General features: G+C 57.7%; 36 protein-coding genes. 12 read left to right on the plus strand and 24 right to left on the minus strand.

Features of this window, described 5'->3' with window-relative positions; genetic code table 11:
* Positions 1-10: 10 nt before the first annotated feature.
* Positions 11-214 carry a hypothetical protein gene (locus SIB56_RS05820; protein ID WP_413326331.1) on the plus strand — a complete coding sequence of 68 codons (204 nt, stop codon included), beginning with the start codon at positions 11-13 and terminating at the stop codon, positions 212-214.
* Between the two features lie 297 nt (positions 215-511).
* Here the strand turns inward: SIB56_RS05820 and SIB56_RS05825 are convergent, their stop codons facing one another.
* From SIB56_RS05825 to SIB56_RS05835, 3 genes are read right to left on the minus strand one after another with little or no spacing between them, the layout of a single operon-like run.
* Positions 512-682, minus strand: a complete 171-nt coding sequence (locus SIB56_RS05825) for a hypothetical protein (RefSeq protein WP_413326334.1) — start codon at positions 680-682, stop codon at positions 512-514.
* On the minus strand, positions 679-1,041 hold the full coding sequence (locus SIB56_RS05830) for a hypothetical protein (RefSeq protein ID WP_413326336.1): 363 nt from the start codon (positions 1,039-1,041) through the stop codon (positions 679-681). Before SIB56_RS05830 ends, SIB56_RS05825 begins: the two co-directional genes overlap by 4 nt.
* 31 nt (positions 1,042-1,072) lie before the next feature.
* Positions 1,073-1,300, minus strand: a complete 228-nt coding sequence (locus SIB56_RS05835; protein ID WP_413326338.1) for a Nif11-like leader peptide family natural product precursor — start codon at positions 1,298-1,300, stop codon at positions 1,073-1,075.
* Positions 1,301-1,392: 92 nt separating this feature from the next.
* On the opposite strand from SIB56_RS05835, the gene SIB56_RS05840 reads away from it, so the two are divergent.
* On the plus strand, positions 1,393-1,800 hold the full coding sequence (locus SIB56_RS05840; RefSeq protein WP_413326340.1) for a YccF domain-containing protein: 408 nt from the start codon (positions 1,393-1,395) through the stop codon (positions 1,798-1,800).
* A gap of 18 nt (positions 1,801-1,818) precedes the next feature.
* Here SIB56_RS05840 and SIB56_RS05845 read toward each other — a convergent pair whose 3' ends face one another.
* Both SIB56_RS05845 and SIB56_RS05850 read right to left on the minus strand, forming a co-directional pair.
* Entirely contained in the window at positions 1,819-2,163 is a 345-nt protein-coding gene (locus tag SIB56_RS05845; protein WP_413326342.1) for a hypothetical protein, read from the minus strand.
* Positions 2,160-2,366 (minus strand): hypothetical protein, encoded by a 207-nt coding sequence (locus SIB56_RS05850; RefSeq protein ID WP_413326345.1) that lies wholly within the window; start codon positions 2,364-2,366, stop codon positions 2,160-2,162. Before SIB56_RS05850 ends, SIB56_RS05845 begins: the two co-directional genes overlap by 4 nt.
* A gap of 107 nt (positions 2,367-2,473) precedes the next feature.
* On the opposite strand from SIB56_RS05850, the gene SIB56_RS05855 reads away from it, so the two are divergent.
* On the plus strand, positions 2,474-3,325 hold the full coding sequence (locus SIB56_RS05855; protein ID WP_413326348.1) for an NAD-dependent epimerase/dehydratase family protein: 852 nt from the start codon (positions 2,474-2,476) through the stop codon (positions 3,323-3,325).
* Between the two features lie 6 nt (positions 3,326-3,331).
* On the opposite strand, the gene SIB56_RS05860 is transcribed toward SIB56_RS05855, so the two are convergent.
* The 3 genes from SIB56_RS05860 to SIB56_RS05870 are packed head-to-tail and all read right to left on the minus strand — an operon-like array spanning position 3,332 to position 4,576.
* Positions 3,332-4,165, minus strand: coding sequence for an SDR family NAD(P)-dependent oxidoreductase (locus SIB56_RS05860; RefSeq protein ID WP_413326350.1), 834 nt, complete (start codon positions 4,163-4,165; stop codon positions 3,332-3,334).
* Position 4,166: 1 nt separating this feature from the next.
* Complete coding sequence (locus SIB56_RS05865; RefSeq protein WP_413326352.1) at positions 4,167-4,409, minus strand: TIGR03643 family protein; 243 nt, start codon at positions 4,407-4,409, stop codon at positions 4,167-4,169.
* Positions 4,410-4,420: 11 nt separating this feature from the next.
* A complete protein-coding gene (locus SIB56_RS05870) occupies positions 4,421-4,576 on the minus strand; it encodes a hypothetical protein (RefSeq protein WP_413326354.1) in 156 nt (51 codons plus the stop codon).
* Positions 4,577-4,897: 321 nt separating this feature from the next.
* Between SIB56_RS05870 and SIB56_RS05875 the strand changes: the two genes are divergently transcribed.
* Entirely contained in the window at positions 4,898-5,482 is a 585-nt protein-coding gene (locus tag SIB56_RS05875; protein WP_413324825.1) for a ferritin, read from the plus strand.
* A 124-nt stretch (positions 5,483-5,606) separates the two neighbouring features.
* Here SIB56_RS05875 and SIB56_RS05880 read toward each other — a convergent pair whose 3' ends face one another.
* A complete protein-coding gene (locus SIB56_RS05880) occupies positions 5,607-5,738 on the minus strand; it encodes a hypothetical protein (protein ID WP_413326356.1) in 132 nt (43 codons plus the stop codon).
* A 67-nt stretch (positions 5,739-5,805) separates the two neighbouring features.
* On the opposite strand from SIB56_RS05880, the gene SIB56_RS05885 reads away from it, so the two are divergent.
* Entirely contained in the window at positions 5,806-5,976 is a 171-nt protein-coding gene (locus tag SIB56_RS05885) for a hypothetical protein (RefSeq protein WP_413326358.1), read from the plus strand.
* Between the two features lie 25 nt (positions 5,977-6,001).
* Here the strand turns inward: SIB56_RS05885 and SIB56_RS05890 are convergent, their stop codons facing one another.
* From SIB56_RS05890 to SIB56_RS05900, 3 genes are all read right to left on the minus strand, one after another.
* Positions 6,002-6,181, minus strand: a complete 180-nt coding sequence (locus SIB56_RS05890; RefSeq protein WP_413326360.1) for a hypothetical protein — start codon at positions 6,179-6,181, stop codon at positions 6,002-6,004.
* 14 nt (positions 6,182-6,195) lie between these two features.
* The gene (locus SIB56_RS05895) at positions 6,196-6,408 is read right to left on the minus strand and encodes a hypothetical protein (protein WP_413326363.1); all 213 of its coding nucleotides are present in this window, start codon (positions 6,406-6,408) and stop codon (positions 6,196-6,198) included.
* Between the two features lie 159 nt (positions 6,409-6,567).
* A complete protein-coding gene (locus SIB56_RS05900; RefSeq protein ID WP_413326365.1) occupies positions 6,568-6,711 on the minus strand; it encodes a high light inducible protein in 144 nt (47 codons plus the stop codon).
* Positions 6,712-7,054: 343 nt separating this feature from the next.
* Here SIB56_RS05900 and SIB56_RS05905 point away from each other — a divergent pair, with 343 nt between their 5' ends.
* The 3 genes from SIB56_RS05905 to SIB56_RS05915 all read left to right on the plus strand — a co-directional run bounded on the left by SIB56_RS05905 (position 7,055) and on the right by SIB56_RS05915 (position 9,435).
* On the plus strand, positions 7,055-7,192 hold the full coding sequence (locus SIB56_RS05905) for a hypothetical protein (RefSeq protein ID WP_413326367.1): 138 nt from the start codon (positions 7,055-7,057) through the stop codon (positions 7,190-7,192).
* A gap of 66 nt (positions 7,193-7,258) precedes the next feature.
* Positions 7,259-9,211 carry a DNA polymerase gene (locus tag SIB56_RS05910; protein WP_413326369.1) on the plus strand — a complete coding sequence of 651 codons (1,953 nt, stop codon included), beginning with the start codon at positions 7,259-7,261 and terminating at the stop codon, positions 9,209-9,211.
* 5 nt (positions 9,212-9,216) lie between these two features.
* Positions 9,217-9,435: a hypothetical protein gene (locus SIB56_RS05915; RefSeq protein WP_413326371.1), complete on the plus strand. Its 219-nt coding sequence runs from the start codon at positions 9,217-9,219 to the stop codon at positions 9,433-9,435.
* Positions 9,436-9,808: 373 nt separating this feature from the next.
* Here SIB56_RS05915 and SIB56_RS05920 read toward each other — a convergent pair whose 3' ends face one another.
* The 4 genes from SIB56_RS05920 to SIB56_RS05935 all read right to left on the minus strand — a co-directional run bounded on the left by SIB56_RS05920 (position 9,809) and on the right by SIB56_RS05935 (position 11,840).
* A complete protein-coding gene (locus SIB56_RS05920; protein WP_413326373.1) occupies positions 9,809-10,018 on the minus strand; it encodes a hypothetical protein in 210 nt (69 codons plus the stop codon).
* A 651-nt stretch (positions 10,019-10,669) separates the two neighbouring features.
* Positions 10,670-10,942 (minus strand): DUF1651 domain-containing protein, encoded by a 273-nt coding sequence (locus SIB56_RS05925; RefSeq protein ID WP_413326374.1) that lies wholly within the window; start codon positions 10,940-10,942, stop codon positions 10,670-10,672.
* 82 nt (positions 10,943-11,024) lie between these two features.
* Positions 11,025-11,195, minus strand: coding sequence for a hypothetical protein (locus SIB56_RS05930; RefSeq protein WP_413326376.1), 171 nt, complete (start codon positions 11,193-11,195; stop codon positions 11,025-11,027).
* 291 nt (positions 11,196-11,486) lie between these two features.
* On the minus strand, positions 11,487-11,840 hold the full coding sequence (locus tag SIB56_RS05935) for a hypothetical protein (protein ID WP_413326378.1): 354 nt from the start codon (positions 11,838-11,840) through the stop codon (positions 11,487-11,489).
* Positions 11,841-11,967: 127 nt separating this feature from the next.
* On the opposite strand from SIB56_RS05935, the gene SIB56_RS05940 reads away from it, so the two are divergent.
* Positions 11,968-12,195, plus strand: a complete 228-nt coding sequence (locus tag SIB56_RS05940) for a hypothetical protein (RefSeq protein WP_413326380.1) — start codon at positions 11,968-11,970, stop codon at positions 12,193-12,195.
* A 4-nt stretch (positions 12,196-12,199) separates the two neighbouring features.
* Here the strand turns inward: SIB56_RS05940 and SIB56_RS05945 are convergent, their stop codons facing one another.
* From SIB56_RS05945 to SIB56_RS05960, 4 genes are all read right to left on the minus strand, one after another.
* On the minus strand, positions 12,200-12,367 hold the full coding sequence (locus tag SIB56_RS05945) for a metallothionein (RefSeq protein ID WP_413326382.1): 168 nt from the start codon (positions 12,365-12,367) through the stop codon (positions 12,200-12,202).
* A gap of 14 nt (positions 12,368-12,381) precedes the next feature.
* Positions 12,382-12,528: a hypothetical protein gene (locus tag SIB56_RS05950; RefSeq protein WP_413326384.1), complete on the minus strand. Its 147-nt coding sequence runs from the start codon at positions 12,526-12,528 to the stop codon at positions 12,382-12,384.
* A gap of 208 nt (positions 12,529-12,736) precedes the next feature.
* On the minus strand, positions 12,737-12,913 hold the full coding sequence (locus tag SIB56_RS05955; protein ID WP_413326386.1) for a conjugal transfer protein TrbI: 177 nt from the start codon (positions 12,911-12,913) through the stop codon (positions 12,737-12,739).
* A gap of 193 nt (positions 12,914-13,106) precedes the next feature.
* Positions 13,107-13,301 carry a hypothetical protein gene (locus tag SIB56_RS05960; protein WP_413326388.1) on the minus strand — a complete coding sequence of 65 codons (195 nt, stop codon included), beginning with the start codon at positions 13,299-13,301 and terminating at the stop codon, positions 13,107-13,109.
* A 297-nt stretch (positions 13,302-13,598) separates the two neighbouring features.
* Between SIB56_RS05960 and SIB56_RS05965 the strand changes: the two genes are divergently transcribed.
* From SIB56_RS05965 to SIB56_RS05975, 3 genes are all read left to right on the plus strand, one after another.
* Positions 13,599-14,429 carry a M28 family peptidase gene (locus SIB56_RS05965; protein ID WP_413326390.1) on the plus strand — a complete coding sequence of 277 codons (831 nt, stop codon included), beginning with the start codon at positions 13,599-13,601 and terminating at the stop codon, positions 14,427-14,429.
* A 561-nt stretch (positions 14,430-14,990) separates the two neighbouring features.
* Positions 14,991-15,386, plus strand: a complete 396-nt coding sequence (locus SIB56_RS05970) for a TM2 domain-containing protein (RefSeq protein WP_413326393.1) — start codon at positions 14,991-14,993, stop codon at positions 15,384-15,386.
* A gap of 2 nt (positions 15,387-15,388) precedes the next feature.
* Positions 15,389-16,090, plus strand: a complete 702-nt coding sequence (locus SIB56_RS05975) for a hypothetical protein (protein WP_413326395.1) — start codon at positions 15,389-15,391, stop codon at positions 16,088-16,090.
* A gap of 55 nt (positions 16,091-16,145) precedes the next feature.
* Here the strand turns inward: SIB56_RS05975 and SIB56_RS05980 are convergent, their stop codons facing one another.
* From SIB56_RS05980 to SIB56_RS05995, 4 genes are all read right to left on the minus strand, one after another.
* The gene (locus tag SIB56_RS05980) at positions 16,146-16,793 is read right to left on the minus strand and encodes a hypothetical protein (RefSeq protein ID WP_413326397.1); all 648 of its coding nucleotides are present in this window, start codon (positions 16,791-16,793) and stop codon (positions 16,146-16,148) included.
* Positions 16,794-16,854: 61 nt separating this feature from the next.
* On the minus strand, positions 16,855-17,817 hold the full coding sequence (locus SIB56_RS05985) for a hypothetical protein (RefSeq protein ID WP_413326399.1): 963 nt from the start codon (positions 17,815-17,817) through the stop codon (positions 16,855-16,857).
* Between the two features lie 28 nt (positions 17,818-17,845).
* A complete protein-coding gene (locus tag SIB56_RS05990) occupies positions 17,846-21,142 on the minus strand; it encodes a hypothetical protein (protein ID WP_413326401.1) in 3,297 nt (1,098 codons plus the stop codon).
* A 43-nt stretch (positions 21,143-21,185) separates the two neighbouring features.
* Positions 21,186-22,685: a hypothetical protein gene (locus SIB56_RS05995; RefSeq protein ID WP_413326402.1), complete on the minus strand. Its 1,500-nt coding sequence runs from the start codon at positions 22,683-22,685 to the stop codon at positions 21,186-21,188.
* Position 22,686 lies beyond the last annotated feature (1 nt).

The following is a 22,686-nucleotide window of genomic DNA, read 5'->3' on the forward strand; positions in this document are numbered from 1 at the left end:
AGTGATCCTTATGCCGGAAGTTCTTTTATTCGCACAACTGCTGGCTTGGAGCGACTTTGACTTCCAGGACTGGGTGGACAGCAGACCTCCAGCCGAACTCTGCGAGGGGTTCAGGAACGGTTTGATTCCGGAGACGATGCTTCCGGGCGGTCGCTCGCAGACCCCTTGCAGCAGCTTCAACGGTGAAGACCCGATGGACTACGTCATCGACTGATGCACAGCCGGTGCATTTGTCGGGCGATGCAGTGCAAGTGATGCAACGGCTAGGCATGGCGACTAGCCATGATCACGGCGCGACCGTTCAGAGGTGGGCGATCGCACGTGACGAACCCGGCGGCGTATTGCGGAATGCAGCGTCGGGTGAGTCCACGTTGCCGCAGATTTGGCGAGTTGCCCGGAAAGTCTGAATGACTTAACGAATCAATCCGGGCAGAACCGCTGCGATTCCAGGTTGGATCTGACGAACCACCGGATCAATGGCTCTGCTACTGCAGGGCGGAGTCATCACTCATCACTGGTCCACAACGCCGGTTGAAAGGAGCAACCAGATCAATCCTGTGAACAGCAGATAACCCACGAGCAACGGGTTCGGCCCGATGGTGATGATCAGCAGGCAGGCGATGGTGGCGCTGACCACAAGGCCGATCAGCGGATTCCACCTCTGCTCGCGGGTCGGTTTCAAGGCTTGTGGGTGACAACCGGGCCGGAGACGGGATCGGTCACGCCCAGATCGGTCGACAGCTCCTCCAAGAAGTCGCGCACTGCATTGAGATGTTCAATCATCAGAGGCCGCGCCGCCACAAGTTTCTCCTCGCTCTCCCAGAGACCGACGAAGCAGTAGCTGCGCTGACCGGTCTTCGCCCAGTAGGCATCGAACATGCCGTCGGGATTGACCCACTGCTCCGTCACAGCGATGAAGCTGTCTTCACAGCCTGGCTTGCAGCGCACACGGACGTTGTTGAGAAACCTGGCTGCCACGTACAACCTCTGACTGCTGTGAGGCTGACAGATGCCCGCAGGCTTGTCTGTGCCCGAATGCACCGTCCCCGCCGGGATCCGAGCGAAGCCCACGTCAGTAGTAGCGGCCTGGATATTCGCCGGGATGGTCAATGCGGGTGACACGCACCCCGGCCGTGCTGCGGCCGGACAGCATCAGCAGGTCACTGCCTGAAACCGCATAACCGAGCTCCTGGGCCAGCAGCGCCACCTCATCGGCTGTGACCGCCGCCTGCACCTTCACCTGCAGCAGCGGATCCCGGCCCAGGTGCTCAAGAAAGCGCTGCACCTGTGAAGCGGTCATCACATCTGAAGAACTGGTGCAATTGAACACGATCACCGGCAACGGCATGAGACCGGGTCATTGTGTGGAGAGAACGCGATTGCCGGGCGTCCATGGTCAGTTCCCTGCTCAACATTCTCTGGGTGGTGCTCGGCGGTCTGGTGATGGCGCTGGGCTGGTGGCTGGCCGGGCTGATCTGCGCGATCACGGTGGTGGGTCTGCCATGGGCACGCTCCTGTTTCGTGATCGGGCGCTTCTCGCTATGGCCCTTCGGACATGAGGCAGTGAACCGCCGGGATCTGCAGGGCCGTGAAGACCTGGGCACCGGCAGCCTGGGGCTGATCGGCAACGTTCTCTGGTTTCTGGTGGCGGGCTGGTGGCTGGCGATCGGCCATCTCAGCTCCGCGCTGGCCTGCTTCGTCACCATCATCGGCATCCCCTTCGGAATCCAGCACATGAAGCTGGCCCTGATCGCCCTGGCGCCGGTGGGCATGACCGTGGTGCCGGTGCGCGACATGTGATCAATCGATCCGCGCGCTTCAATTCGGCAGATAGAGGTAGTCGCGGCTGCAGCGGGCCAGGGCCTGCCTGACCGCATCGAGCTCCTGCCTGTTTTGCTCGTAGCGGCGACCCGCCGGCACCACAAGCTCGGCATCGGCATCGAGATGGATGTTGCCGCTGAACCACGACGCCCCTGAGGGCAGAAAAGCCCTGCAACGCAGTGTGCCGTCGGCTCCCTGCTTCCTTTCGATCAGCCAGCCGTTGACCCGGTCAAGCGGCGTGTAGCTGTCGAGACCGGCCCAGCAGGGATGAACAACAAACGCCATCAATGCCGCACTCCCGCACAGCGCGCCGAAGTTGGTCGAAACGCTGCTGCAGCTCAAGCGCGCTCCTCGTCGGTGAGATATTCCTCCACGATGGGGGAGCAGTCGCCGCGTTCGAGAGCTGCGATCTCGCGTTCGATGTTGTCGATGAACAGCTGATTGCCATTGCGCCTGGCCACCTCCAGCACGGTGCGCAGGCGTTCCAGCTGCATCTGCCTCTCGTCATCCATCCGCTGCGTACCGCCATCAGCAGAACCAATCATGGCGGCTTCAGCGACGGCGGGGCTGCAGAGGAAAGGGCAGACGGTCGGCGTCGCTGCAACAACAGCAGGTCAAGATCCGTTAAAAGGGGTTGACATGATTCGGAAACATGGCCCACGAATTCGGAGTGATTGGTTGTGGATATGTCGGCACCGCAGTGGCCATGCGCATGCAGCGAGCGGGCCACAACGTCACCGCCACCACCCGATCGTCCGAGAACGTGCGCGAGCTGAAGCGGCTGATCGATGACGTGCGGCAGATGGACATCAACGATGCCGATCCGGACCTGTCTTTCCTCGGCGATCTGCAGGGGCTGCTGATCAGCGTCGCCCCAACCCGCCGGAACGAAGCCTATGGCGATGTGTTCGAGCGCGGCATGCGCAGCCTGGCCGCCGCATTGCGCCGCCGCATCAGCACTCAGCCGCTGCACATCACCTACATCAGCAGCGTGAGTGTGTACGGAGATCAGCGGGGAGAAGAGGTGAACGAGAGCGCAGCGCTCGACACCCGCTCACCGGTGAACAGCATGCTGGCGACAGCCGAGGAGCTGATGCTCGACATCGATCGACCCGACACCTCGATCTGCGTTCTGAGACTGGGCGGGATCTACGGTCCCGGGCGCGACATGGTGGGCATGATCCGTGAGGCAGCAGGTCAGCAGGTGCCCAAGAACGGCAATGCCATCAATGCATGGAGCAGCCTTGTCGATATCGCCAGAGGCGTGCAGTTCGCCTGTGACCAGAGACTTTCAGGCGTCTACAACCTGGTGGACGACATGCAGCTCAGCCGACGTGAGCTCTCCACCCTGATCTGCGATCAGGAGGGTCTGCCTCCGGTGCTCTGGAATCACACCAGCTCCCCGACCGACCGCGGCATGAACGCGCGCGTTTCCAACCAGAAGATCAAGGATGCCGGCTTCCAGCTGGTGTCTCCATCGATGCTGCAACCGGTCACCGCCTGAAGAGGGTCATCCCAGCATGCGCTGGCGCACCAGCGCATCCCAGAGCCGGGTGGGAATGAAGCGCTGCAGCAACACTGCGTTCGATGCACTGCCGCAGCGGTAGCGAGGTTTGGGCCTGGATGTCTCCAGAGCCGAGGCGATGGTGCTGGCCACCAGCTCAGGGGAGGAGCCGTTACGGAATCCCTCTGACCAGCCTGCTGCCACACTCCGCATCATCGGTCCCCACACCGGGTCGTACTGCTGCAGCACCAGCGACTTTGCATTGACGGCTTCAAAACCGGTGCGGATCAGTCCCGGCTCCACCAGCACCACCTTCACACCGAAGTCGTGCAGCTCCATACGCAGGGCATCGCTGATGCCCTCGAGCGCATGTTTGCTGGCACCGTACCAACCGGCTCCGGGCGTGACGAAACGCCCAGCGATCGACGACAGATTGACGATGCAACCTCGGCGACGCTCGCGCATCGGCGGCAGCAGCAGCTGTGTGAGGCCGATCAACCCGAACAGATTGACCTCGAACATGGCCCGAGCGCGCTCAACGGGCATGGTCTCCACCGGACCGGTTTCGCCGTAACCGGCGTTGTTGACCAGGGCATCGAGGGCTCCAATCTCGCCATTGATCCGTTCAGCCAGCTGTCGCCTGGAGGCCTCCTCGGCGATGTCGAGCGACAGCACCTGGGCGCCGCGACTGCGAAGCGGCTCCATGGCATCCAGCCGCCGGGCGGCAGCAAAGACGCACCAGCCACGATCGAGCAGGTGATGAGCTGTTGCCAGACCAATACCGCTGGAGGCACCGGTGATCAGCACGCTGCGCCTGGAGCTGGATCGGGATGTTGTCATGTCACTTGTGGCAGGCCGCTCGGAAGCGATCCGAGCTGCTGGTGCTGCCGTGCTTGGTGCGTCGCCCGCTCACCCGCTTTCTCCAGGCTCGGAAGGAACCTGACTTCAACTCGGAGCGCATCAGCGCAATCACATCGGCCTCGGACAACCCGAACTGAAACTCGATCGCCTCGAAGGTGGTGCGATCCTCCCAGGCCATTTCGATCACCCGGTCGATCTCCTGCGAGCTGAGCTGATCAGGCATACCCACTCCATTCAGTGATCAGGATGCTCAAACAAGGCGACGGCACGTTCGGACTCACTGAACCGGATGGGTTCACCCACCTCCATGTGGGAGTCGGCAGGCACCGAAGGCAGCGCGAAGGCTTTTTCCAGCTCAGTTCTGTCGGCGCCGAAGGGGTAGGAAGTCATGAAGATTGCCGTGAGCTGCGGGCCGAACGCGACCCAGATGCTCTTTACATTACGCAACATTATCCCTGGCCGGGGCAGGGCACAGGCAGAGCAGCCTCGAGCGGGGGCAGACCAGAGTCTTTTCCAAACTGCGCATCCGCGCTGCTGAGCTTGATTCTCAAATGCAAACTATTCGCTCCTGATTGTGATTCTCAAAAGCAGATTTGCTGTTCTTGAATGTGATTCTCAAAAGCAAATTTTCATCGCTTAATGTTCGGTTTCTACCCCTATCTTTCGCCCTTTTGTGATGTAGAACTGATTCATCCCTCAATGAGGTTCGACATGACAACTTCAGCCACTCCCCAAGCCACCATTGCCATCCCTACCGGTCCTGCAGGCCGCGCCATGGCCGAGCCCATGTCGGCAGAAATGCTTGACCTCATCCAGGCTCATCTCAACCTTGAGCGTCAGTCAGCCGCCGCCTATTTCGCTGCCGCCATCTGGTTCGCCGAACGTGAGCTGACCGGCTTTGCCGAGCATCTCCGTGACGAGGCAAAACAGGAGGAGCAGCATGCCGCCAAATTCGCTGACTATCTGATCTCAAGAGGTCAGAGACCTGTTCTCGACACCGTTGAACCTCCCCGTCAGCAATGGTCTGATGTGGAGCAGGTCATCGCCAACGTCTTCCGCATGGAAGCTGATGTCACCGCATCGGTGCTGCAGCTCTACGGCACCGCCGAGCAGGATCTCGACAGGCGCGCCACCGTCTTCCTTGACCCCATCGTTGATGATCAGCGTCTCTCTGAGCATGAGGCCGCCTATCTGCTCGGTCGCGTCAAATTCGCTGCCGGCAACCCTGCTGCTCTGATGATCATCGATGCCGAGCTCAGAGAAGGCGAGGCCGAACCCGCCAAGCTCGAGGGCTGATCAACAACAACACCCAGCCCTCCTGCCACCGATCCCCACCTGCCGGTCCAGTTCAACATCCCTGCAGCCCCGCCTAGAGCGGGGCTTTTGGTTGCTCACCATCCGCAGCCAGCGAAGCAGCTGGTCAGGGTCTGACCAGCCTGAGCAGCGCCCAGACAGCGGCGGCCGCCAGCAGCCACCAGATCCAGGCCTGTTGCAGGCCGATCGCAGCGATCACGCCAACGACGAACAGGGCCAGGAATCTTCCCAGGGTCACAGCGGCAGAACAAGGCTCTCCATCCAAGCCAACTCCGGTAGCTTCTCGCCAATGCTGCGAGCGATGAATGAACGTTGACAAGGATCTGCAGAAACAGGCCAGGAAGAGCCTGCGCGGCACGGATCCCTCGATCGCCCGATACATGCAAACGCTCGAGCATGAGGTCTGTCATCTCGAGAAGATCAACACGCAGCTGAACCAGCAGATCGATGAACTCAGACAGCGCCTCGCTGACTGAGCGACATACCGGGCTGGATCAAAGCTCAGGAGACTCTGAGGATCGCGTTGATCAGGTTCGGACGCTGGCGCAGTTCCGCATGGAATTCACAGGCCAGATCCCTGGCCTCCATCGCATCGGAGGCATACACGCAATCCTCATGGGTTTCGCCGCTGAGGTTGCGGTAACGAACCAGATAGTGGTTGACGGTGTTGATCGCTGACATCGCTGACTCCTTGCCTAGGCGAAACCGAAACGGCGAGCCGCTGCGGCTTCCAGTTCACGCCGGATCTGCACGATCGCTTCGCGGGCAAAGGCTTTCTCGTTCTCCTGAGCCGTGATGATCTGCTTGGTGAGCTGACGCAGCTGCTCGATGTCCTGGCAGGAATCGATCTCCCGAAACGCCGCCTCGAGATGGAACTTCTGCTCAACCGATAAACGATGCTTGGTCATGGTGCAGACAGGGCAAAAGCCTCACCGCGGTGAGACGTGGATTGGCTGTACATCAACGATCGCCGTTGCATCGGCGTGACCGTGACGGAGGAATCCGCCCAGCGGCCGAACACGCAGTCCGGCCGCTGGCCTGATAAGCCAATCGATTCAACGGAACGCTCAGAAACCGAGCTGGCCGAGAATGCTCTGACCGGTGAGCAGTTCGGTGCCCAGACCGATCACGAAGCCCATCATGGCCAGACGGCCATTCCAGGTTTCAGCGAAGTTGACGAAGCCGAAGCGACGATCTGTGGTGTCAGTCATGGTGTTTGGTGATGAAGTGAATCAGAGAGTTCAACCGGCACAGTTGCTGCAGCAGGGCTTGTTGCCGTGACTGGGAGAACTGATCCGGTGGGTGTCTCCGGGATGGACCTTGTCGTTCTATGCCTGCTGAGATGGGCGAAAGAAGAGGGTCAGCCGACCTCAGAGGTACGGTTTCAGGATCTGTCCACGACAGCGAAAGAAGAGCAGATTGAAAGGTTTTTTTCATCAACCTCAGCTCAATAAGGTCGTTCCAACACATCGACGGTTATCCGTAGCAGTTGTCACTTACCAGCGCATTTATGCGAGCCAGCATGACTTCATCCACACCGTTGGAGTTGGAACCATGAAAGCCAACAGCAACCGTTGCCAGGAACTGAACAAGCAGCTGGCGATGTATCGGGAATTCCGCGACAGAGAGGGCATCGCAGCCGTCACGCGCGAGCTGCAGATGGACGCCTGCGCCTGCCCGGTGAAACACTGATCGCTGCATTCAGGCTCGCCAGATGGCGCTGAAAGTGCCGAAACTGACGCAAGTCAGTTGAAGCCGGTGCCTGATCAGCAGCTGCTATTCCCCGAGGCTGATCCGATTCAGGCGGCATGCCCGCTGCCTTTTTCAGGAGAGCCTCCCGCGGGCATCGATTACATCTGCAGGGCGGCTGATCTTCCCGATCCAGAGGCCATGGCCATGGCGATCGGCTTTGATCTGGAAACGTTCAACCGGCGCACCGATCTCTGGCGACATAAGGCCAGTCTGAGCCCATCGCTTGGCGGTGAGATCCGTCTGGCCCAGCTTCATGGCGCAGACAGCGACACAACACTGGTGATCGATCTGGCCGTGATCGGCCAGCCGGCCGTTGACTGGCTGGAAACGCTGGTGCGCAACCCGCAGCGCAGGCTGGTGGGTCACAATCTGCTGTTTGAGGCCACCTTTCTGATCGCCGCCGGCATCAGGCCGCTCTGCCAGTGGTGGGACACGATGCTGGCCTGTCAGATCATCGGCGATCTGCCGAGTAACAGCCTGGCCGCTGCATCGGCTCACTATCTGAAACGGGAACTCGACAAAAGCGAACAGACCAGTGACTGGGGCAATGCACTGAGCGCCAGCCAGCTTCGTTATGCGGCTCTGGATGCGGTGATCGTGTTGCCGCTGGGGCGTGAGCTGCACAAGCAGCTGGTGACCACCCGGCAGGTTGAGGTTCACCGGCTCGACTGCGCAGCGATCAGTGCCTGCGCCGATGGCCAGGTGCGGGGTCTGGCGGTCGACGTCTCCGCCGCAATCGACGCCAGGACCCGGGCTGATGCTGAACGGGAAAGCCTGGCCGCAGAGGTGCAGAGGTCGCTTGAGATTGAGAACTACCGGAGCCCGGAGAGGCTGCAGCTGGCTCTCAGCCGCTATCTGGGAGAAGCGGTCGAGAACACCAAGGAGCGCACGCTGAGGAACTTCCTGCCCGATCCTCTGATCGAGCAGCTGCTGCAGCTGAAATCACTGGATCAGGAGCTCAGGGAAGTGAACTGGCTGATTGAGGAAGCCAGGCTCACCGATGGGCGGGTCCGTCCGCACTACCGCATCATCGGTGCCAGCACCGGCCGGATGAGCACCAGCGCCCTAGTTCGCGAGAGCAGCAGTCAGGTTCCCTCCGATACCGAGCGGTACAGGACAGGGGCGAGGCAGGGAGAAGCCAAACCGGCGAAGCTCGGTCAGTTCGGGTTCAATTTCCAGGGCATCACCGGCGATCGCAAGAAAGCGCTGAGCACGGGCAATCCCGACACGGTGCTGATGGACCTCGACTGGTCATCGATTGAGATCCGTCTTCAGGCCAGCCCGCAGCTCTACAACGACGACGGTCAGCGCCGGATCCTGCTGGAGGGCATCGACCCGCATGCCTACATCGCCAGCCAGGCCTGCGGTCGCGAGATCACAAAAGCGGATCCCGAACGCTCCAGCATCGGCAAACGCGCCAATTTCGCCCTGGCCTACGGCTGCGGTCTGGCAGGTGTGCAGAAGCTGCTGTCCCGCGCGCGCGGTGCTCAGGTCTCAGAGAAAGAGGCCCGCCGGGTTTACGACGCCTGGCATCGCCTGCACCCGCAGATGAGCCGCGAAATGGAAAAGTTCAGCAGCGGCAGCGTCAGGGAAGTGCGCAGCATCGCCGGCCGGCGCATGACTTCGCGCAGCAACCAGACGGGAACGGACGGCATCCGACCGATGCAGACGCTGGGCAGAACCAACGGGATCAATTTCCCGGTGCAGGGCAGCGGCCGTGATCTGCTGGCAGCAGCGCTGGCTGATCTATGGCCTGCCCTGGACCGCTTTCAGGGCGTTCACATCGTTGGTCTGATTCACGACGAGATTCTTCTCGAAGTGCCGCGTCACCTGATCGAGGAGGTGAAGGCCGTCGCCCTGCACTGCATGACCTCCGGGACACTTCAGGAGCGCTATCTGGGCGACATTCCACTGGAGGCCGACTGCAATGTCGCCGAAAGCTGGGGTGAAGCCCACTGATGCCCATGAAGGAGGGGGGCGCACTGACCCCCCTGGAGGTCGTTGAGACCTGGTTGTCGCTGACGGTCTCTGACCTTATCTGTTATCTAGCCAGGCAGGAATACCAGCAGCATCCGTTGAATTACCTGTCCTGCTGGAATCAGCAGATGCACAGCAACGCACCACCGAGCGAAGCGGTGATTGTCACCTGCTCGCCGAGACTGCGAGCCAGGCAATCGACTTAATTTGCTACGCCCGGATAAAAATTGTTTTGTAAACCTGCAGCCAAAACAGTGAGTTATTACGCCTATTTCATGAATTTAAGTAAAAACAAGCCGTAGCCTCTTCGAAGCTGTCACGAGCTGAAACGTTGGGTCTACTGATTTCCTTTAGATTTCTGGCAGCGTTACTGGTCGGCTCAGCCTTGCTTCCCATGGCTCAGACAAGAAAGGAATTGGCGTTACTGGGTGGAACCTTTTTGTTCGGCCTTGGAGCGCTGGAAATCTGCCTGAGATTCGGAGGCTTTTAAGACTGGAATCAGGCCATTTCAGGCTTCGATTCATTCATGCAGTCTTCAATGTGCAGAGAAATGAATGGCCGACACGTCAACTGTTGGATTCAGATCCTGCCGTCGTGCACAGATCGACCAGCGAAGCGCTGCTGCCCTGCACACCTGGCTCGACGTCGCTCAAAGTGATCCCTGAAGCCGCGGCGTGACTTCTCGGAAGATGCGAGGCGATCAACCAGCAGCGAGATGTCATGCGCCGACAGCTCTCCGTCTTCACCCCACTTCAGGCAGGACAGCGGAGCAGGAGATTGATCTGTCATCTGCTTCATGTGCGGTTGGATATTTGGCACACTAATGTCAGCAGAAGCAGACAAAAAAGAAGACAAGCTGAAGGATTTAACTGGCGAGGACGCTCACGCGGCCGTCAAGCAACCTCATGGAGGAGTTCTGTCTGCGACCCCTCGCATGACTTGATTCCGAGGCAGACCAAGCCCTGGTTCACACCAAGAACGCTGCAATCGTTATGGAAAAAGCAGGCAAGCTCTAGTCAAAAAGCGCTTTTCGAGTGGCAGGCCCCGTGACAAATGAGGCCAGTGAAGGATTCAGTCCATCATCGATATTGAGGTGTTGATCAAGACATCTGGAAACGCAGGTTCGATCATTCATCGAACATTCCGAGATACAGGCGAAATAACTGTCGAGGGCTTCCCAGCTCTCGGAAAGGGGCTTCTGATCACAATCGTTGTTCAGTTCGTACATGACTGATACCCATTCGTGGGGAATACCTAGAACGAATCGGAAATGAACGTCAATTCCTCTGTTTCAGTAAATAAATTACTTAGGTATGGATTACTGGAGAAAAATACCCAGAAATCCCAACGGATAGTTCATCAGGTTGAACTTTTCCGCTGCTGCTGATGTCCACCTACATCAAGATTGTGAACATCAACAACCCATTATGAACAGAAGGGTCAGCGCACAGGTGGATGACAGCGCCGCCAGCCCACCTTGAGCATGTTCTGCCAGGCTTCGATCGCGTTCTGACGCAGCATGCGCCGGCGAGTCTGGGGAACCGGTGGGTCGGGTCTGATCCAGCGATAAGTGCTCATCAACACCCACTGACCCTGATCCGTTGTCTGGGCTTCACTGAAGCGAACCAATAGTTGATCCTGCCCATTCACAAGCCAGCTTTCGTTTCTGAGCTGTGGCGACGTTTCGTGACTGAAGCGGTAACGGTTCGGCATCAGAAGAGCATGCAGCCATCCCTTGGGGGTTCGTCACGAAGGCAATAAAGCCTCACATGGGTGAGGCTCTGCCAGACGGCGATCAGCCGGCAACAGCCGAGATGCTGAAAGGAGCTGCCGGGAAGCTCGTGGGCATCGGATCGGTCTTGCCCTCCGCCAGTGCCTTGGCGCGGATGTACATCTGGCTGGAGGTGGTGCCGGCGGCTTCCATCGCCTTGGCGACGATGTCCCAGTTGCGGATTTCGGTGGTCATTGGTGGCTGAATTGATGACTGGAAAAGCTTCGCCAGCCAGCAGGAGTGGTCGTGACGGTGAAACCCGACATCCAACCGAACACGCGAATTCAGTCGCTTGTTGATAACTCCACCTGATTGAAAGCGGGTCCGATGCAACTGCACGTCAACAATTCGGCTCGGCGGCCACGGCAGCCTGATGCCAGTGGTCAGGATCTAGCTCCGATCCAGTTCAGAGTTGCTGCACTCGACGCCGAACTAGTGACTCAGGCTGACGGGGCAGGCAAACCCGGGGATCTCAGCGACGCCGTGTCACCGGGTGAGTCCGCTGTGACAGACCGATGCAGCTTCAAATGCAAAGCGATTCGAGCCAAGCGACACCACGGCAACGATCAGGTCGGCAGCAACACCAACCATCACCGGCCGCAGGGCGAGGATCGGCTCGCGGTCGAGACAGGTGAAGGGCGATCGCAAGACGACGAGTCCGGTTGGCGGCACCCCGCCGGGCAAGTCGTCATGCCGGCAATCCCGCAGCAAGGGCATTAGCGCTAACCAGCGAATCAGGACAGCGGCAAATGATCCGATGGCCTGGAAGCATTTCAGCTGCGCTGCTGACTCAGCTGATGCAGGGCTTTTGCCGTGACCGATGCCACGTTGTGGATCCAATCTGATGGTCGATTGGTCGCCTAGGTGGGACCGGTGCTGAACGAACTCAGCGCCGGGCTAGGCCAGAAGAGTTCAGGCCATCGCAGCTTTGCGAGAGTTGCCCTGAGTGACTGCGGGAGCACTGCCGATGTTCGGGCTCGATCAATACCTGTTGGTGGAGTGGCTCTCAGCCTGGCTGGTGCTGAACTGGGGCGCACACCTGGCGCTGCGCCGGGAGGCAGCTGACGGAAACACGGATGGTTCTGCAGGGCGTCAGTTCCCGAAGCTCAGTGAGCAGTTCACCTACATCCTCCATTCACTCGCCATTGCCTGGCTGATCCAGTGGACCTGGCAGCTGCTGCCGCCGATCGGCTGAGCGATCAGAGAACCGGTGCTGCGGGACAGAGCCCCCTGTGGCAGCCGCAGGGCCGGCCTTCGGCACAGGCTTCAGAGCAGAAGGCCTTGCCGCCGCGCATCACCGCTCTGGCAACGTCGATTTCACACCGACAGTCGTCATTGCACTGGCATTTGATCAGAACCGCAGCCATGGCTGTCACCGCAATCAATACCTTCGGTCTATGCCGGCTGAATGACGTCCAGCAGCGGTGACAACCGTCCCGGGAGGTTCGGTTTCGCCGAAATCAAACGACACCAGATCAGCCATCAGGTGAGCTGCAACACCACAACGGCTGATCGCGTTGGCCAGCATCGGCCGGCGATTGCACAGAGGTGGGCGATCGCACGACGACGAACCCGGTGACATCCGCCAACAGCGCCGGGCAAGTCGTCATGTCGTTGTGAGGGATTGCTCGGGTTTATCGCTGCTCAATCCAGCGACTGATCCTGACGTGAATGGGTATCCAGATCACTGCGACGATGACGGCGGTGGCGAGAGGGTCCATGGCCTTTCACCAGGGTCAGGAACCGCAGCTGCAGCCGCAGGCACCGGCAGCGTCATGACAGGGCTCGTTGTTGGGATGGCCATTGGCACAGGCGTCCGAGCAGTAGCTCTGCCCGTTTTTTGACACTGCGGAGGAACCGCTTGCATCGCAGTTGCAGCTCGGGCAGGCACACTTCAAAGCTGTTGCCGACATCACTTCATCGCGTCTGTAATTGTTCTATCAGCGCAGAGATCTGCAGAGGCTGAGAAACACCTGAGAGTTACAACTTTGCACAAAAAATGAAAATGATTATCGATTTCAGATGTCAACAAGGAAAATGATTATCACTTTCAACAACAGTGTCTGCGCCCTCTCTTCACTGCTGTTTCAGTGCTTCGCCTGATGGCTACATCTCCATCGTTGTGTCCTTGACGCAGGGAATCGGGGCACGCTGGGAGCTGCCGGCCCCGCCTTCCCAGTAGGACGCCGGCTCAACAATCAGCAATGCCAGGATCCCGGCGGCGCTCAATCCCACCAGCACATAGAAACCGCGCAGCAGCTTGTGAGTGATGTCGTCGGGGTGACGCTCAGAGCTGGCCATGGGAATTGATCAGTTGAACCAATTCTGGCCAACATCCCGATCAAACAGGGCCAGCACAGCGGCGATCAGGAGATCAGCTGGGTGAGCAGAGCGGCGGAACCCAGCCCCCCGAAGAACAGGAAGGTGGGCAGCAAGGCCGGCCAGACCGTTGGTGGCGTGGGATCTGACATCAGCGGTTCCTGTAATTGATCCCGCGAAAGTAAAAGGCCCGGCCGCAGCCGCAGGTGATGAGCTGATCACCGGCAGGTCGTGTTTGTGTGGCTGCCAGGTATCTGCCCGGCGAATCAGACTGACGGGATGGCATCGCTCTCAGCCGCCTGCCGGCAGGATCTCGAAGCCATCGCCATTCCCCGCCATGCCAGCTGGGATCCGGTGGGGCTGTTGAGCGTGCGCAGTTACGTGCGCGCAGAGCTCGCCACGCTCGGCGATGTGCAGGAGCACCACTTCAGGCGCGGCAGCCATGAGGGCGTGAATCTGATCCTGAAACTGCCGGGCCGCAACCCCCGGCGCCGGCCGCTGCTGGTAGGCGCCCATTACGACGGCCCCATCCAGTCAATCGGCGCCGATGACAACGCCAGTGCAGTCGCAGCCCTGCTGGAACTGGGCAGGCGCTGGCGCGCATCACCACCGAGGCGACCTGTGTGGCTGGTGGGCTTCGATCTGGAGGAATGGGGTCTGCTCGGCAGCGGCGTGCTGGCCGAACAGCTCAGAGCTGAGCGGCAACGGCTCAAGCTGATGGTGAGTCTGGAGATGCTCGCCTACACCGGCAGCATGCAGAGCTACCCCCACCCCGCCATGGAAAGGCTCTACGGCAACCGCGGTGACTTCATCGCCCTGGTGGCCAACGCCCGCGCCGGCCTGTCGCTGGCCCGGCTCACCCATGCCATGGGCCAACACGTGAAAACCAGGGCCCTGCCGGTGCCGCGAGCCAGCATTGATGTGCCCGCCGTGCGCCGCAGCGACCACAGCCCCTTCTGGGATCAGGGCTACAACGCGCTGATGGTGACGGACACCTCATTCATGCGCAATCCGCACTACCACCAGATGAGCGACACGATCGACACGCTGAATCTGCACTTTCTGGCCTCGGTGATTGATGGGTTGGAGGTGGCGCTGGGAAAGCTATGAAAACAGACACTGAACTGAGCTCGAGGATGCCAGAAAAGCAAAGCATCGCAAGCTCGAGAGGCAAATTCAATCATTCAAAATTGGATCAACTCATCGCTTGCAGCAGACAAATCAAGACAGACTAGATAGATACCTTCGTCGCAAATTTCAGCTACAGAGAGCTGATTGATTCTTGGCTTAATTCACAGCAAAATTACCACGGAAACTGGTCTTACTAGACATTGACTCTGAACACTGAAAAATTGCTAATTTGGAATATATTTCGAATAAATGTTCAATGAGATGGAAGCGCCACGCACCTGACTTAATATCGAGGTTAATTCTAATACAACCAGACGGGAGAGACAGAGGCCAGAAAGAGAGTTCGGCAGGATGATGCACTTCATATATTCGAATAAAAAACAGACCTCTTCAACTCAGCCGCTGTCAAAAACATTGCAATCAATATTTCATACTTCCACCTTCGCGCATAGCTGTTTTTTGCTTTGAGAATGGTTTATCACCTCAACACTTGCCTTGCAAGCAGCCTGCGAATAAGATAAGGAAAATTCTTTATGTCTTTTGATTTCCAAAAGAGAAAAAAAAGACCCTATTCTTGCTTATGCCCTCTGGTGCCTTTCAATGGTGGGCATTTGTGGCGTACATAGAATGTATTTAGGCCAAACCGGTTACGGTCTTATTATGCTGTTTACCTTTGGATTCCTTGGCATAGGTCAGCTGCTGGATTTATTCTTGATTCCTGGCGCTATCAAGCATGCAAACCTGTCAATTATCAATGAAGAAGCATCTGCAAGTGACGCATCTCCTGGCAAAACAACATCTTCGCAGTCCCTGAAGCAATCTTCAAATCACGATTTACCGTCAGTCGATGCCAAGCAGGATGATGAATTGGAGATGCTCTTGAGTGAGGCAAAAGAGTCTATTGAACTTTCACACAAGGCTATGGGAGGGGAATAACCTTGGATACAGAAAGAATTATTGAGTCAGTCAAGTTTCTTCTAAAAAGCGTTCGCCAGCTGAGCGACCGTTTTGTGGAAACCCATGAGAACCTCTCACGAAGTTTCGAGAGTGTTCGCGGTGATGTCTCAGACATCGAAACTCGCTTGAACAAGCTTGAGGGAGAACTGCTTAATTTAAAAGATCAGGCTTTGGTAAAGGCTGATCAACCGCGTAAACAGCCAGAGCTTCCGATGAAAGAGGAGCATCAAGAACGGTTGATTCCGGCTCTTAACCTGCCTCATGAATCAGTGCTCGATGTCTATCGCAATACCCCTGCACTTCTTGAGCCATTTGCGCGTTCTGTGAGTGTCAGTGGTCGAACTCTCAGCGGTTCGATTGACGAGATCGAACTTGAGGTTTTTGCGCAGGGTACGTCTTGGGTGGTTGAGTTGCAGGATGGGGAGTGGTTACTGCTTCCGCGTCCTGGGATGCTTGAACGCCAGACACAGGTGGAGAGCCTTTCAAGGTTGTTTGAAGTCTCAATGGATGAACCCCTCCCTGCGCGTGTAGAGCTTCTTAGACCCGGTGTTGCCTCGGTGGTTGAGCATGGGCGGCGCTGGTATCTCAAACAAAAAGGAGGACTTGGAGTCCAGTCTGATCCTTTGCGGTTGAGTCTTGAGCGAAGGCTTAGAGCAATTGAAGATCGACTTTCGTCTTTATAACTTGATTGCTGATCTCCTCGTTTTTTTACATTTCCGCGAAAGCGAATATTATCTTTCAGTCAAATATGAGTGGTGCGGCTGGATTTAAACTCCCGATATCGATATTTGGAATAGTTGTAATCCTTGGATGTGCCTTGAATCTCGTAACCCTAAATTCGCTGCAAGCGTTTGATCGATTGGGTGGACATGCTCCAATCCAAAATTTTCGCCCTTTCAAAGACCATTCTCGTGGTGTCCAGTAAACCCAGTATTCTCCAGGGGCATCAAGATCCAGTGAGTACTCATAGTTGTGTTCGCTTGCGGGGAATTCTTCGCAGGTTTCGGAACGATTGTCGCTGTTGATTGAGCAGATGGCCATCTTAGGTATACCGTTTGCGGGGTAGCCCACGCTGCCACGTAATTGGGTGGTTGCTTTAGGTGTTGTTAAAGTGCTCTGATCTGACTGTTGAGAGTTGGAATCTTTTTGAGCTCGCTGGAAGATGCTATTGCTTATCAGGATGATCCCAAGGATGGTTAGTCCGCCCGAGCAGAGAATCGCAATCATCAATAATAGATTTGATCGTTGATCGATGGATTCTTGACTCTCTTTACTTTTAAATGATTTTTTTGTCTTGTTATCTGATTCAAGCTGACTTAAGAGGCTTTCACTAGTCTCTGAAATGTTGTCAAAGGAGTTGTTGTTTAAGTCGTATTTTCCCTTCATGAATGGAATTAATGGTTGGCATGTTGTGGCTCAATCCTGCTGGTGTGTCGACCTCTCATCCTCAAGGAGTACCAATGCAACCCATGCTCTTCACTCTCCAGCGATTCCCTGAGCCTTCCAGCGCAGCCGGCTCAAGCAGTTGTGGTTTTGCGATGGTCTGCTGTTCATAGTGGAACAGACCTTTTGATGGCTGCGCAGCTGCGAATCCCTTGAGGGTGCGCTCTGTTGGGAACAGCCAGGTCTGGCCCTGAAGGATCACGAGCCAGTAGCTCCCACCACCTGGGACTACTTCCAATTCGGTGGTGATCGATCGTCCTGTGGCGATGGCGTTTTCCGAATCGCTTGTGATGTTGAGTTCTGCTGTTGCTGCTTCACGCAGCTGTTGTCGGTCTCCGCTGTTGAGAGCGCTGATTAACCCAGCCTTACTGAATGCCACGGGGGCCGGGGTGACCGGCGTTGACTGCGCAGCAGCATTCGAAACGATCGGTGGGGATGGCTCAGGGGTGGGTGCCTTGGTTGGAGTTGGCGATGGACGAGATATCGGCGCGGACTGTTCCGCTTGGGTTGGTCGGTTTTGGCTCAGGATCCGTTCCTGCTCCAGTTGCACTTCCAGACCTCCAAGCCTTGTGAGCAGTGATTGGGTTCTGCGATCGAGTTGCTTCAAAGCCGCTCTTTGCTTCTCAACTCCTATGAACGCTGCGATTGCCAATAGCAGTCCAATCAATCCGATCAGAGTGCTTCCTCCGGCAAAGAGCATTGGGTAGGGGATTCCCAGCAGTCCGGCATTGGCGATTCGCTGAGCGTTCTCTACTTCGATGACCCTTCCTTCCAAGGCACTGAATAGATCTGCTTCAAGTGAGACCACTGCACTCTCTGGTTCGGGATCGAGATTGGATTCAGTCTCTTGAAGGTCGTTGCCTGAGATTTGAGTTTGAGTTTCATAGGAGTCTGTTTCCTGAGCAAAACAGGTTCCTGCCGTTGTGAACAACGACAGGCTGAGCATCAGGGGAGCGACGCGAGGCATGGAGGACATTGACATCAAATAGCAGCTTTCAGAAACGTTCGGCCCAGAGACGACCCAGGGTGTTGGTCAGTGCGCGGAGTCCAAGAATGAATCCAGGCTCAGGCTCGAGATCACTTGCTTCCTGACCGACTTTCGCCAAGCACAGCGAACGCACTTCGGTCTCCACCTCAGCCCAGAAGGTGTCGAAGTCACAAAGCTGTCGAATCGGCAGCAATGAACGGATGCGCAGTTCAGCAATACTGGCGTCGTAGTGATCCACAAAGGTGCGCACTGCGTCAAGGTCTGGCAACTCATATCTGTCGATTTGAGTCATGGCGTGGGGGAGATCGACCCGGTCTCCGGCATTGAAGGTGAGATCGTTGATGGTGAGCGCAGCTCCGCAAATCATCACGTCGTCACGTGGGTCGAAATCACCGATCAGATTGACTCCAGAGCTGATCAGTCCGCATGACGTCTCATCTTTGTAGGCATCCGACATTGTTGTGGATGCTGTTGCTGATTCGCACCCTGAGGATTTGACCTGGAGCATCTCCATCAAGCGATCGGGATCGCCGCCTCGTTGGAAACTGGAGCTGGCATCGATCCAATTGATCAGCCGTCCGCCATTGCCACCTAGATAAACAGGCGTGGGTGTGTTGCGAATCAGTTTCCCTTCATCTCGCAACACCTTCTGAACATGGCCCAGGTAGTGGTAGAGACCACCAAAACTCACACTGAGGAGGCTCAGGAATTGTTGGAGAGGCGCCTGAATGGAGGAGTCCTGATTCACCAGCATGTCCAGACGGCCAGACAGCAACTCATCGGAGCCGTAGCGCATGATGTTGTCTAAACGACTCGTGAAATTGCGGTCTTGCCGCGCGCGCGCTTCATCGTCGCTGATGTCTGCTGTGAGGCTTGGGGGGAAGAGTGCTTTGAGAAAAGAGGGTTTGCGTCGCAGAAGTTGGGAGCTGATGTCACGTCCGGCGAACGGCACAGACACCTGGTGGATCAGTCGGTTGTCTTGCCAGATGGAGATGTCTGTGGTTCCACCGCCGACGTCCAGACAGGACGTGTGCACCATCTGGCGGTTTTGGAAGTTGCCGAAGTAACTGGCAAAGGCCACGGCTTCGGTCTGCAATCCTCCTTCACCGGCTTTGCTGTTGAGCGAATGCTCCAACCCTGTGAGTTCATTGAGGTCATCACAGAGCTCAATCCACACGCGTCGGTATCGCGCAACCTCGTTAGGAGAGAACGCGCTGGGGTACGACACTGACCACTGCAGTTCCCTGGCACCATTTGCAGCGGCATTGGCACTGATCAATAAGGCCAGTTCCTTCAAGAACGGCTTCTGATATTGCATCTGTTCCCACTTGAACCCTGTTCGCAGCTCGGCTCCACCAAATTCCCCCGGGCTAGGCACACGCAAGCGCGCTTCGTGAAACAGCTCTGGCACCTGGCCGATGACCTCTTGCCAACCACGCAGGCTGATCGCGGTTGCGGTCGGTGGATTGCCGCCGTTGTTCGCATTGGGAAGCATCTCTTCCGGTACGAAGTATTGGTTGAGCAATCGCTGGCGCTCTTCCTTCTGCGACAGGGTGAGTGAGATCACTCTGGTTTCGAGATGGCGGTTTTCAGGTCCAGCACCCTCATCGATGAAGAAGTTGGTGAAGGAGGTGCCGAAGTCGATGCCCACCTGCCATTGGTTCCCCGTTTCCGCATTGCGTGCGGGAGGTGTAACCGGTAGCAGGCCACGGTCCTGTCCTCGTTCACTCAGTCGCACCAGATCAGGGAAATGGCGCGTGGTGAAGTATTTGACGGTTTGCTGTCCATCACGGCCGAGTTTGCGGTCGTAATCAGCAAAGCCATCCACGGTCAGATTGGTGGGATTGTCGTCGCAGAAGAGGTAGTAGAGGCTCCATTGTTCATCGCTGACGTAGGGCCAGAGGGTGATCACCGGCAGGTCTTCGGCCACAAGGTTCTGTTCCTTGAGTGGATAAGACCGTGAGATCGAATAGCCATCGCGCTGCCCTTGAAGCGGCAGGGTCAGACGCACTTCCAGTTCGCTGCTGACACTCGACTGGATCACGCGGAGTTCGCAGCGATCCTGCAATTCACGGCTGCTGAAAAGGCTCCTGATTCTTGGATGGAAGGGCAGCAAAGGCGTGACGGGCGTGCCGTTCACGGTGGGAACACCCTCCAGCCTGCTGTTCAGCCAGGAGTGCATGAGCGCTTTCTCGCCGGAAACGAGGTAGAGCTCATCCAGGAAAATCTGTCCGGGGGTGAGCACAGCAATGTCCTGCCCGTACTGACGTTCCAGCTGTTGGTGATCAAAGCCAATCGATTCCAGGGTGGCGGATTTGTATAGGCAGATATCGGCCGCGCTGACCCCGAGCTTGTTGGGCATGTCTGGATCCACCAGCACCACAGGCTGACTTCGTGGGGTGTCAGGCAGTGGCGCCTTCAGGCGATCTGCGAGTTGCAAGGTTGCCTGACTAGCGCTGACACCGCCTTTGGCCGGTCGTGCCAGTAATGACAACGCGACAGGATTCGCAGGCAGATTGGCCACGCGCCCTCGATCCGAGAGTGTCGGTGTGCCAAGCCGCCCGCCACTTAAGCGGTTGATGAATTGATCCAGCACCTCAGCCATCTGTCCGGCCGTGGTCTGGCTTTGTAGATCCTTGGCTTGCAGCATCCCGTTGCGAACATGGCTGAACCAATCCGCGAGTGCTTGTCGCTGAGGTCCTCCCAGGAATTCAATGGGATCACTGAAACGACCGCCAGCTGTCCAACCCATACCCTGAATCGGTTGAGGAAGATGAACTGCCGGACAGAACAAGGTGCTGGGAGAGCTGAAGCCCACCACCGCTCCCTGCAGGGTGAAGACGTACACCACCTGCCAGGGATTGCGTCCTTCCGGATCTCGGGAGAGTGCAGTGCTGCCATCGGGCAAAGAGCTGGCCAGGCTGCGCGAGAACGGTCCCACGGCTTCGTCGCGCAGATCGGCCTGGTCCAGCAACGCCACGCGTTCAGCGTCCATGCGGAGGCCGAACATTTCCCAGAGGCCGAGACAGGCCATCCCGCCGAAAAGCTCTTCCAGCAGGGAATCGCGCGTGGGGTAGCGAGAATTGAGCACTGCCTGCTCAAACTGGAGGGCCCGTGACCAGGGGGATGGAAGTGAGTTCACCCGGGTCGTGGAGACCTCATAGACGAGGCTTTTCGCAATCGTGCCGAGGCTTTGTTGGTCTCGCCCCTGCCACTCGCCAGCCTGGGCTCCCCCAGTGAGTGGTGGATCGGTTTTGGGAAACCAGGGGATCTGAACGATGTCTTGCGGCTGCGATGAAGTCATGGTGGAGATGGTCGGGGTGAAGTACGTGACGCGAACGTTCGGTTCAGACCACTTGGGTCCAGAGGCAATCGGCTAATCCGGCCATGCCGCGATGGGGAATCGCCTCGCTGGACAGGTTGTCCATCCGGAACTTGATGCTCTCCACGGTGTCGGAGCTTTCAGGTCGTCGTGGTCGTGCTTTCCCTTGAACGACCCGGTTGAGATTGTTCTCGTATCGGTCGTCAGCCTTCAAAAATGAGGCCGTGAGCAGTTCCTGCCGAAAACCGCTGCCAAGGTTGCTGCTCAGCTGATTCAGCCACTGCAGGAGCGTGTCGCAGTACTGATCAATCGCACTCTGAACGGTGAGTTCCTTCTGATCGCGGATTCCAGGGCGGCCGGCCTGATCGGCATTGCGCCCGCCAGGGTGGAAGAAGCGTCGTGCCCATGGCGCACCGCTGACGAAGGTGCGCATCGACACCTTCTGAGCGTCGTTGATTTCGAGGCTGATGTTGTTTTTCCACGCCACAGCGAAGCGAGCACCGCGAGCAATGGCTTCACCCACCTGTTCATCGTCGGGTAGATCTTCCCAGCCGATGCACTGCTGTGAGGAGCGGCTGATCACATGCGCATAGCCTCCACCGGTGGATGAGGGATGTCTCACGGCCAGAGCTGCCAGCATCTCAACGATGTGTGCCGCGTTGCCTTGTGATGTGCCGCCGATGCTGAAGCCATAGCGGGCTTTGATGTCACTGCCGACGAGAAAAACACGGTCGAAGCAGCTGCGCCCGCTTGTGCGCAGGTACTGCAAAGCCGCATCGGTATTCAGCTGGAAATTGCGTGATTCCGCATGCACGCCGGTGTCGTCATCGGCCATGCCCTCGAAATCGAAGTAGGGCAGCAGCAAGGAGGCCTGCACCTGGATGCTGGTGAGCCCCTGGGTCTTGAGCCAGTTCTTCAGCAGCTGGCCGAGTGTTGGAACGCCGGAAGCTCCCGTTCCACCGAACACACTTCCGAACAGATGGATCACCGGTGGATCTCCACTGCCCGCAGCGGTCTGGATGTCTCCGAGCATTTGCTGCCACTGCCCAACCTGTGCTTCCTGTTCCAGGTTGATGCGGCTCATGACCGCCGAGCCGATGGGAGGGCGTCCGCGAAAGCCGACTTCCAAATCTGCGCTTTGTTCTTCAGGAGGGAAAAGGCAGTCAAACAGTGCAGCAACGCCAGGGGCCTGGGTACGAAGCACCGCTTTTGGGAACACTTGATCAAGGCTGATCGCGCCTGATGCCGTATTGAGCGGACTCCACTGGCCGTAATCGCGCAATTCGCCACGTGCGAAGCGGTCGGTGTTGCGGCCGATGGCCCGCCGCATTGCTCCATAGCGGTTGATGGCGATCTGGGCTCTGGTGAGCAATGCACTCTGCTGATCGGGCTCAACCAAAAATGCACCGAGGCGAGCCGGCGTTCCGTCTGGCTCCGCCAGCAATCCGCAGGCGTGGAGATGCACGAGGGCCTCCACACATTTGGCGCCGGTGCCGCCCACGCCGATGGCAAAAATCTGTCTCATG

This window comes from Synechococcus sp. MIT S9503 (assembly GCF_047304175.1).
Taxonomy (GTDB): domain Bacteria; phylum Cyanobacteriota; class Cyanobacteriia; order PCC-6307; family Cyanobiaceae; genus Synechococcus_C.

Coding starts and splice junctions, on each gene's coding strand:
- SIB56_RS05820 (WP_413326331.1), top strand. CDS start 11: ATGCCGGAAGTTCTTTTATTCGCACAACTGCTGGCTTGGAGCGACTTT.
- SIB56_RS05835 (WP_413326338.1), bottom strand. CDS start 1,300: ATGACCGCTTCACAGGTGCAGCGCTTTCTTGAGCACCTGGGCCGGGAT.
- SIB56_RS05840 (WP_413326340.1), top strand. CDS start 1,393: ATGGTCAGTTCCCTGCTCAACATTCTCTGGGTGGTGCTCGGCGGTCTG.
- SIB56_RS05850 (WP_413326345.1), bottom strand. CDS start 2,366: ATGATTGGTTCTGCTGATGGCGGTACGCAGCGGATGGATGACGAGAGG.
- SIB56_RS05855 (WP_413326348.1), top strand. CDS start 2,474: ATGGCCCACGAATTCGGAGTGATTGGTTGTGGATATGTCGGCACCGCA.
- SIB56_RS05860 (WP_413326350.1), bottom strand. CDS start 4,165: ATGACAACATCCCGATCCAGCTCCAGGCGCAGCGTGCTGATCACCGGT.
- SIB56_RS05865 (WP_413326352.1), bottom strand. CDS start 4,409: ATGCCTGATCAGCTCAGCTCGCAGGAGATCGACCGGGTGATCGAAATG.
- SIB56_RS05870 (WP_413326354.1), bottom strand. CDS start 4,576: ATGACTTCCTACCCCTTCGGCGCCGACAGAACTGAGCTGGAAAAAGCC.
- SIB56_RS05875 (WP_413324825.1), top strand. CDS start 4,898: ATGACAACTTCAGCCACTCCCCAAGCCACCATTGCCATCCCTACCGGT.
- SIB56_RS05885 (WP_413326358.1), top strand. CDS start 5,806: ATGAACGTTGACAAGGATCTGCAGAAACAGGCCAGGAAGAGCCTGCGC.
- SIB56_RS05890 (WP_413326360.1), bottom strand. CDS start 6,181: ATGTCAGCGATCAACACCGTCAACCACTATCTGGTTCGTTACCGCAAC.
- SIB56_RS05895 (WP_413326363.1), bottom strand. CDS start 6,408: ATGACCAAGCATCGTTTATCGGTTGAGCAGAAGTTCCATCTCGAGGCG.
- SIB56_RS05900 (WP_413326365.1), bottom strand. CDS start 6,711: ATGACTGACACCACAGATCGTCGCTTCGGCTTCGTCAACTTCGCTGAA.
- SIB56_RS05905 (WP_413326367.1), top strand. CDS start 7,055: ATGAAAGCCAACAGCAACCGTTGCCAGGAACTGAACAAGCAGCTGGCG.
- SIB56_RS05915 (WP_413326371.1), top strand. CDS start 9,217: ATGAAGGAGGGGGGCGCACTGACCCCCCTGGAGGTCGTTGAGACCTGG.
- SIB56_RS05920 (WP_413326373.1), bottom strand. CDS start 10,018: ATGACAGATCAATCTCCTGCTCCGCTGTCCTGCCTGAAGTGGGGTGAA.
- SIB56_RS05925 (WP_413326374.1), bottom strand. CDS start 10,942: ATGCCGAACCGTTACCGCTTCAGTCACGAAACGTCGCCACAGCTCAGA.
- SIB56_RS05930 (WP_413326376.1), bottom strand. CDS start 11,195: ATGACCACCGAAATCCGCAACTGGGACATCGTCGCCAAGGCGATGGAA.
- SIB56_RS05940 (WP_413326380.1), top strand. CDS start 11,968: ATGTTCGGGCTCGATCAATACCTGTTGGTGGAGTGGCTCTCAGCCTGG.
- SIB56_RS05945 (WP_413326382.1), bottom strand. CDS start 12,367: ATGGCTGCGGTTCTGATCAAATGCCAGTGCAATGACGACTGTCGGTGT.
- SIB56_RS05950 (WP_413326384.1), bottom strand. CDS start 12,528: ATGCTGGCCAACGCGATCAGCCGTTGTGGTGTTGCAGCTCACCTGATG.
- SIB56_RS05955 (WP_413326386.1), bottom strand. CDS start 12,913: ATGTCGGCAACAGCTTTGAAGTGTGCCTGCCCGAGCTGCAACTGCGAT.
- SIB56_RS05960 (WP_413326388.1), bottom strand. CDS start 13,301: ATGGCCAGCTCTGAGCGTCACCCCGACGACATCACTCACAAGCTGCTG.
- SIB56_RS05965 (WP_413326390.1), top strand. CDS start 13,599: ATGGCATCGCTCTCAGCCGCCTGCCGGCAGGATCTCGAAGCCATCGCC.
- SIB56_RS05980 (WP_413326397.1), bottom strand. CDS start 16,793: ATGAAGGGAAAATACGACTTAAACAACAACTCCTTTGACAACATTTCA.
- SIB56_RS05985 (WP_413326399.1), bottom strand. CDS start 17,817: ATGCCTCGCGTCGCTCCCCTGATGCTCAGCCTGTCGTTGTTCACAACG.
- SIB56_RS05990 (WP_413326401.1), bottom strand. CDS start 21,142: ATGACTTCATCGCAGCCGCAAGACATCGTTCAGATCCCCTGGTTTCCC.
- SIB56_RS05995 (WP_413326402.1), bottom strand. CDS start 22,685: ATGAGACAGATTTTTGCCATCGGCGTGGGCGGCACCGGCGCCAAATGT.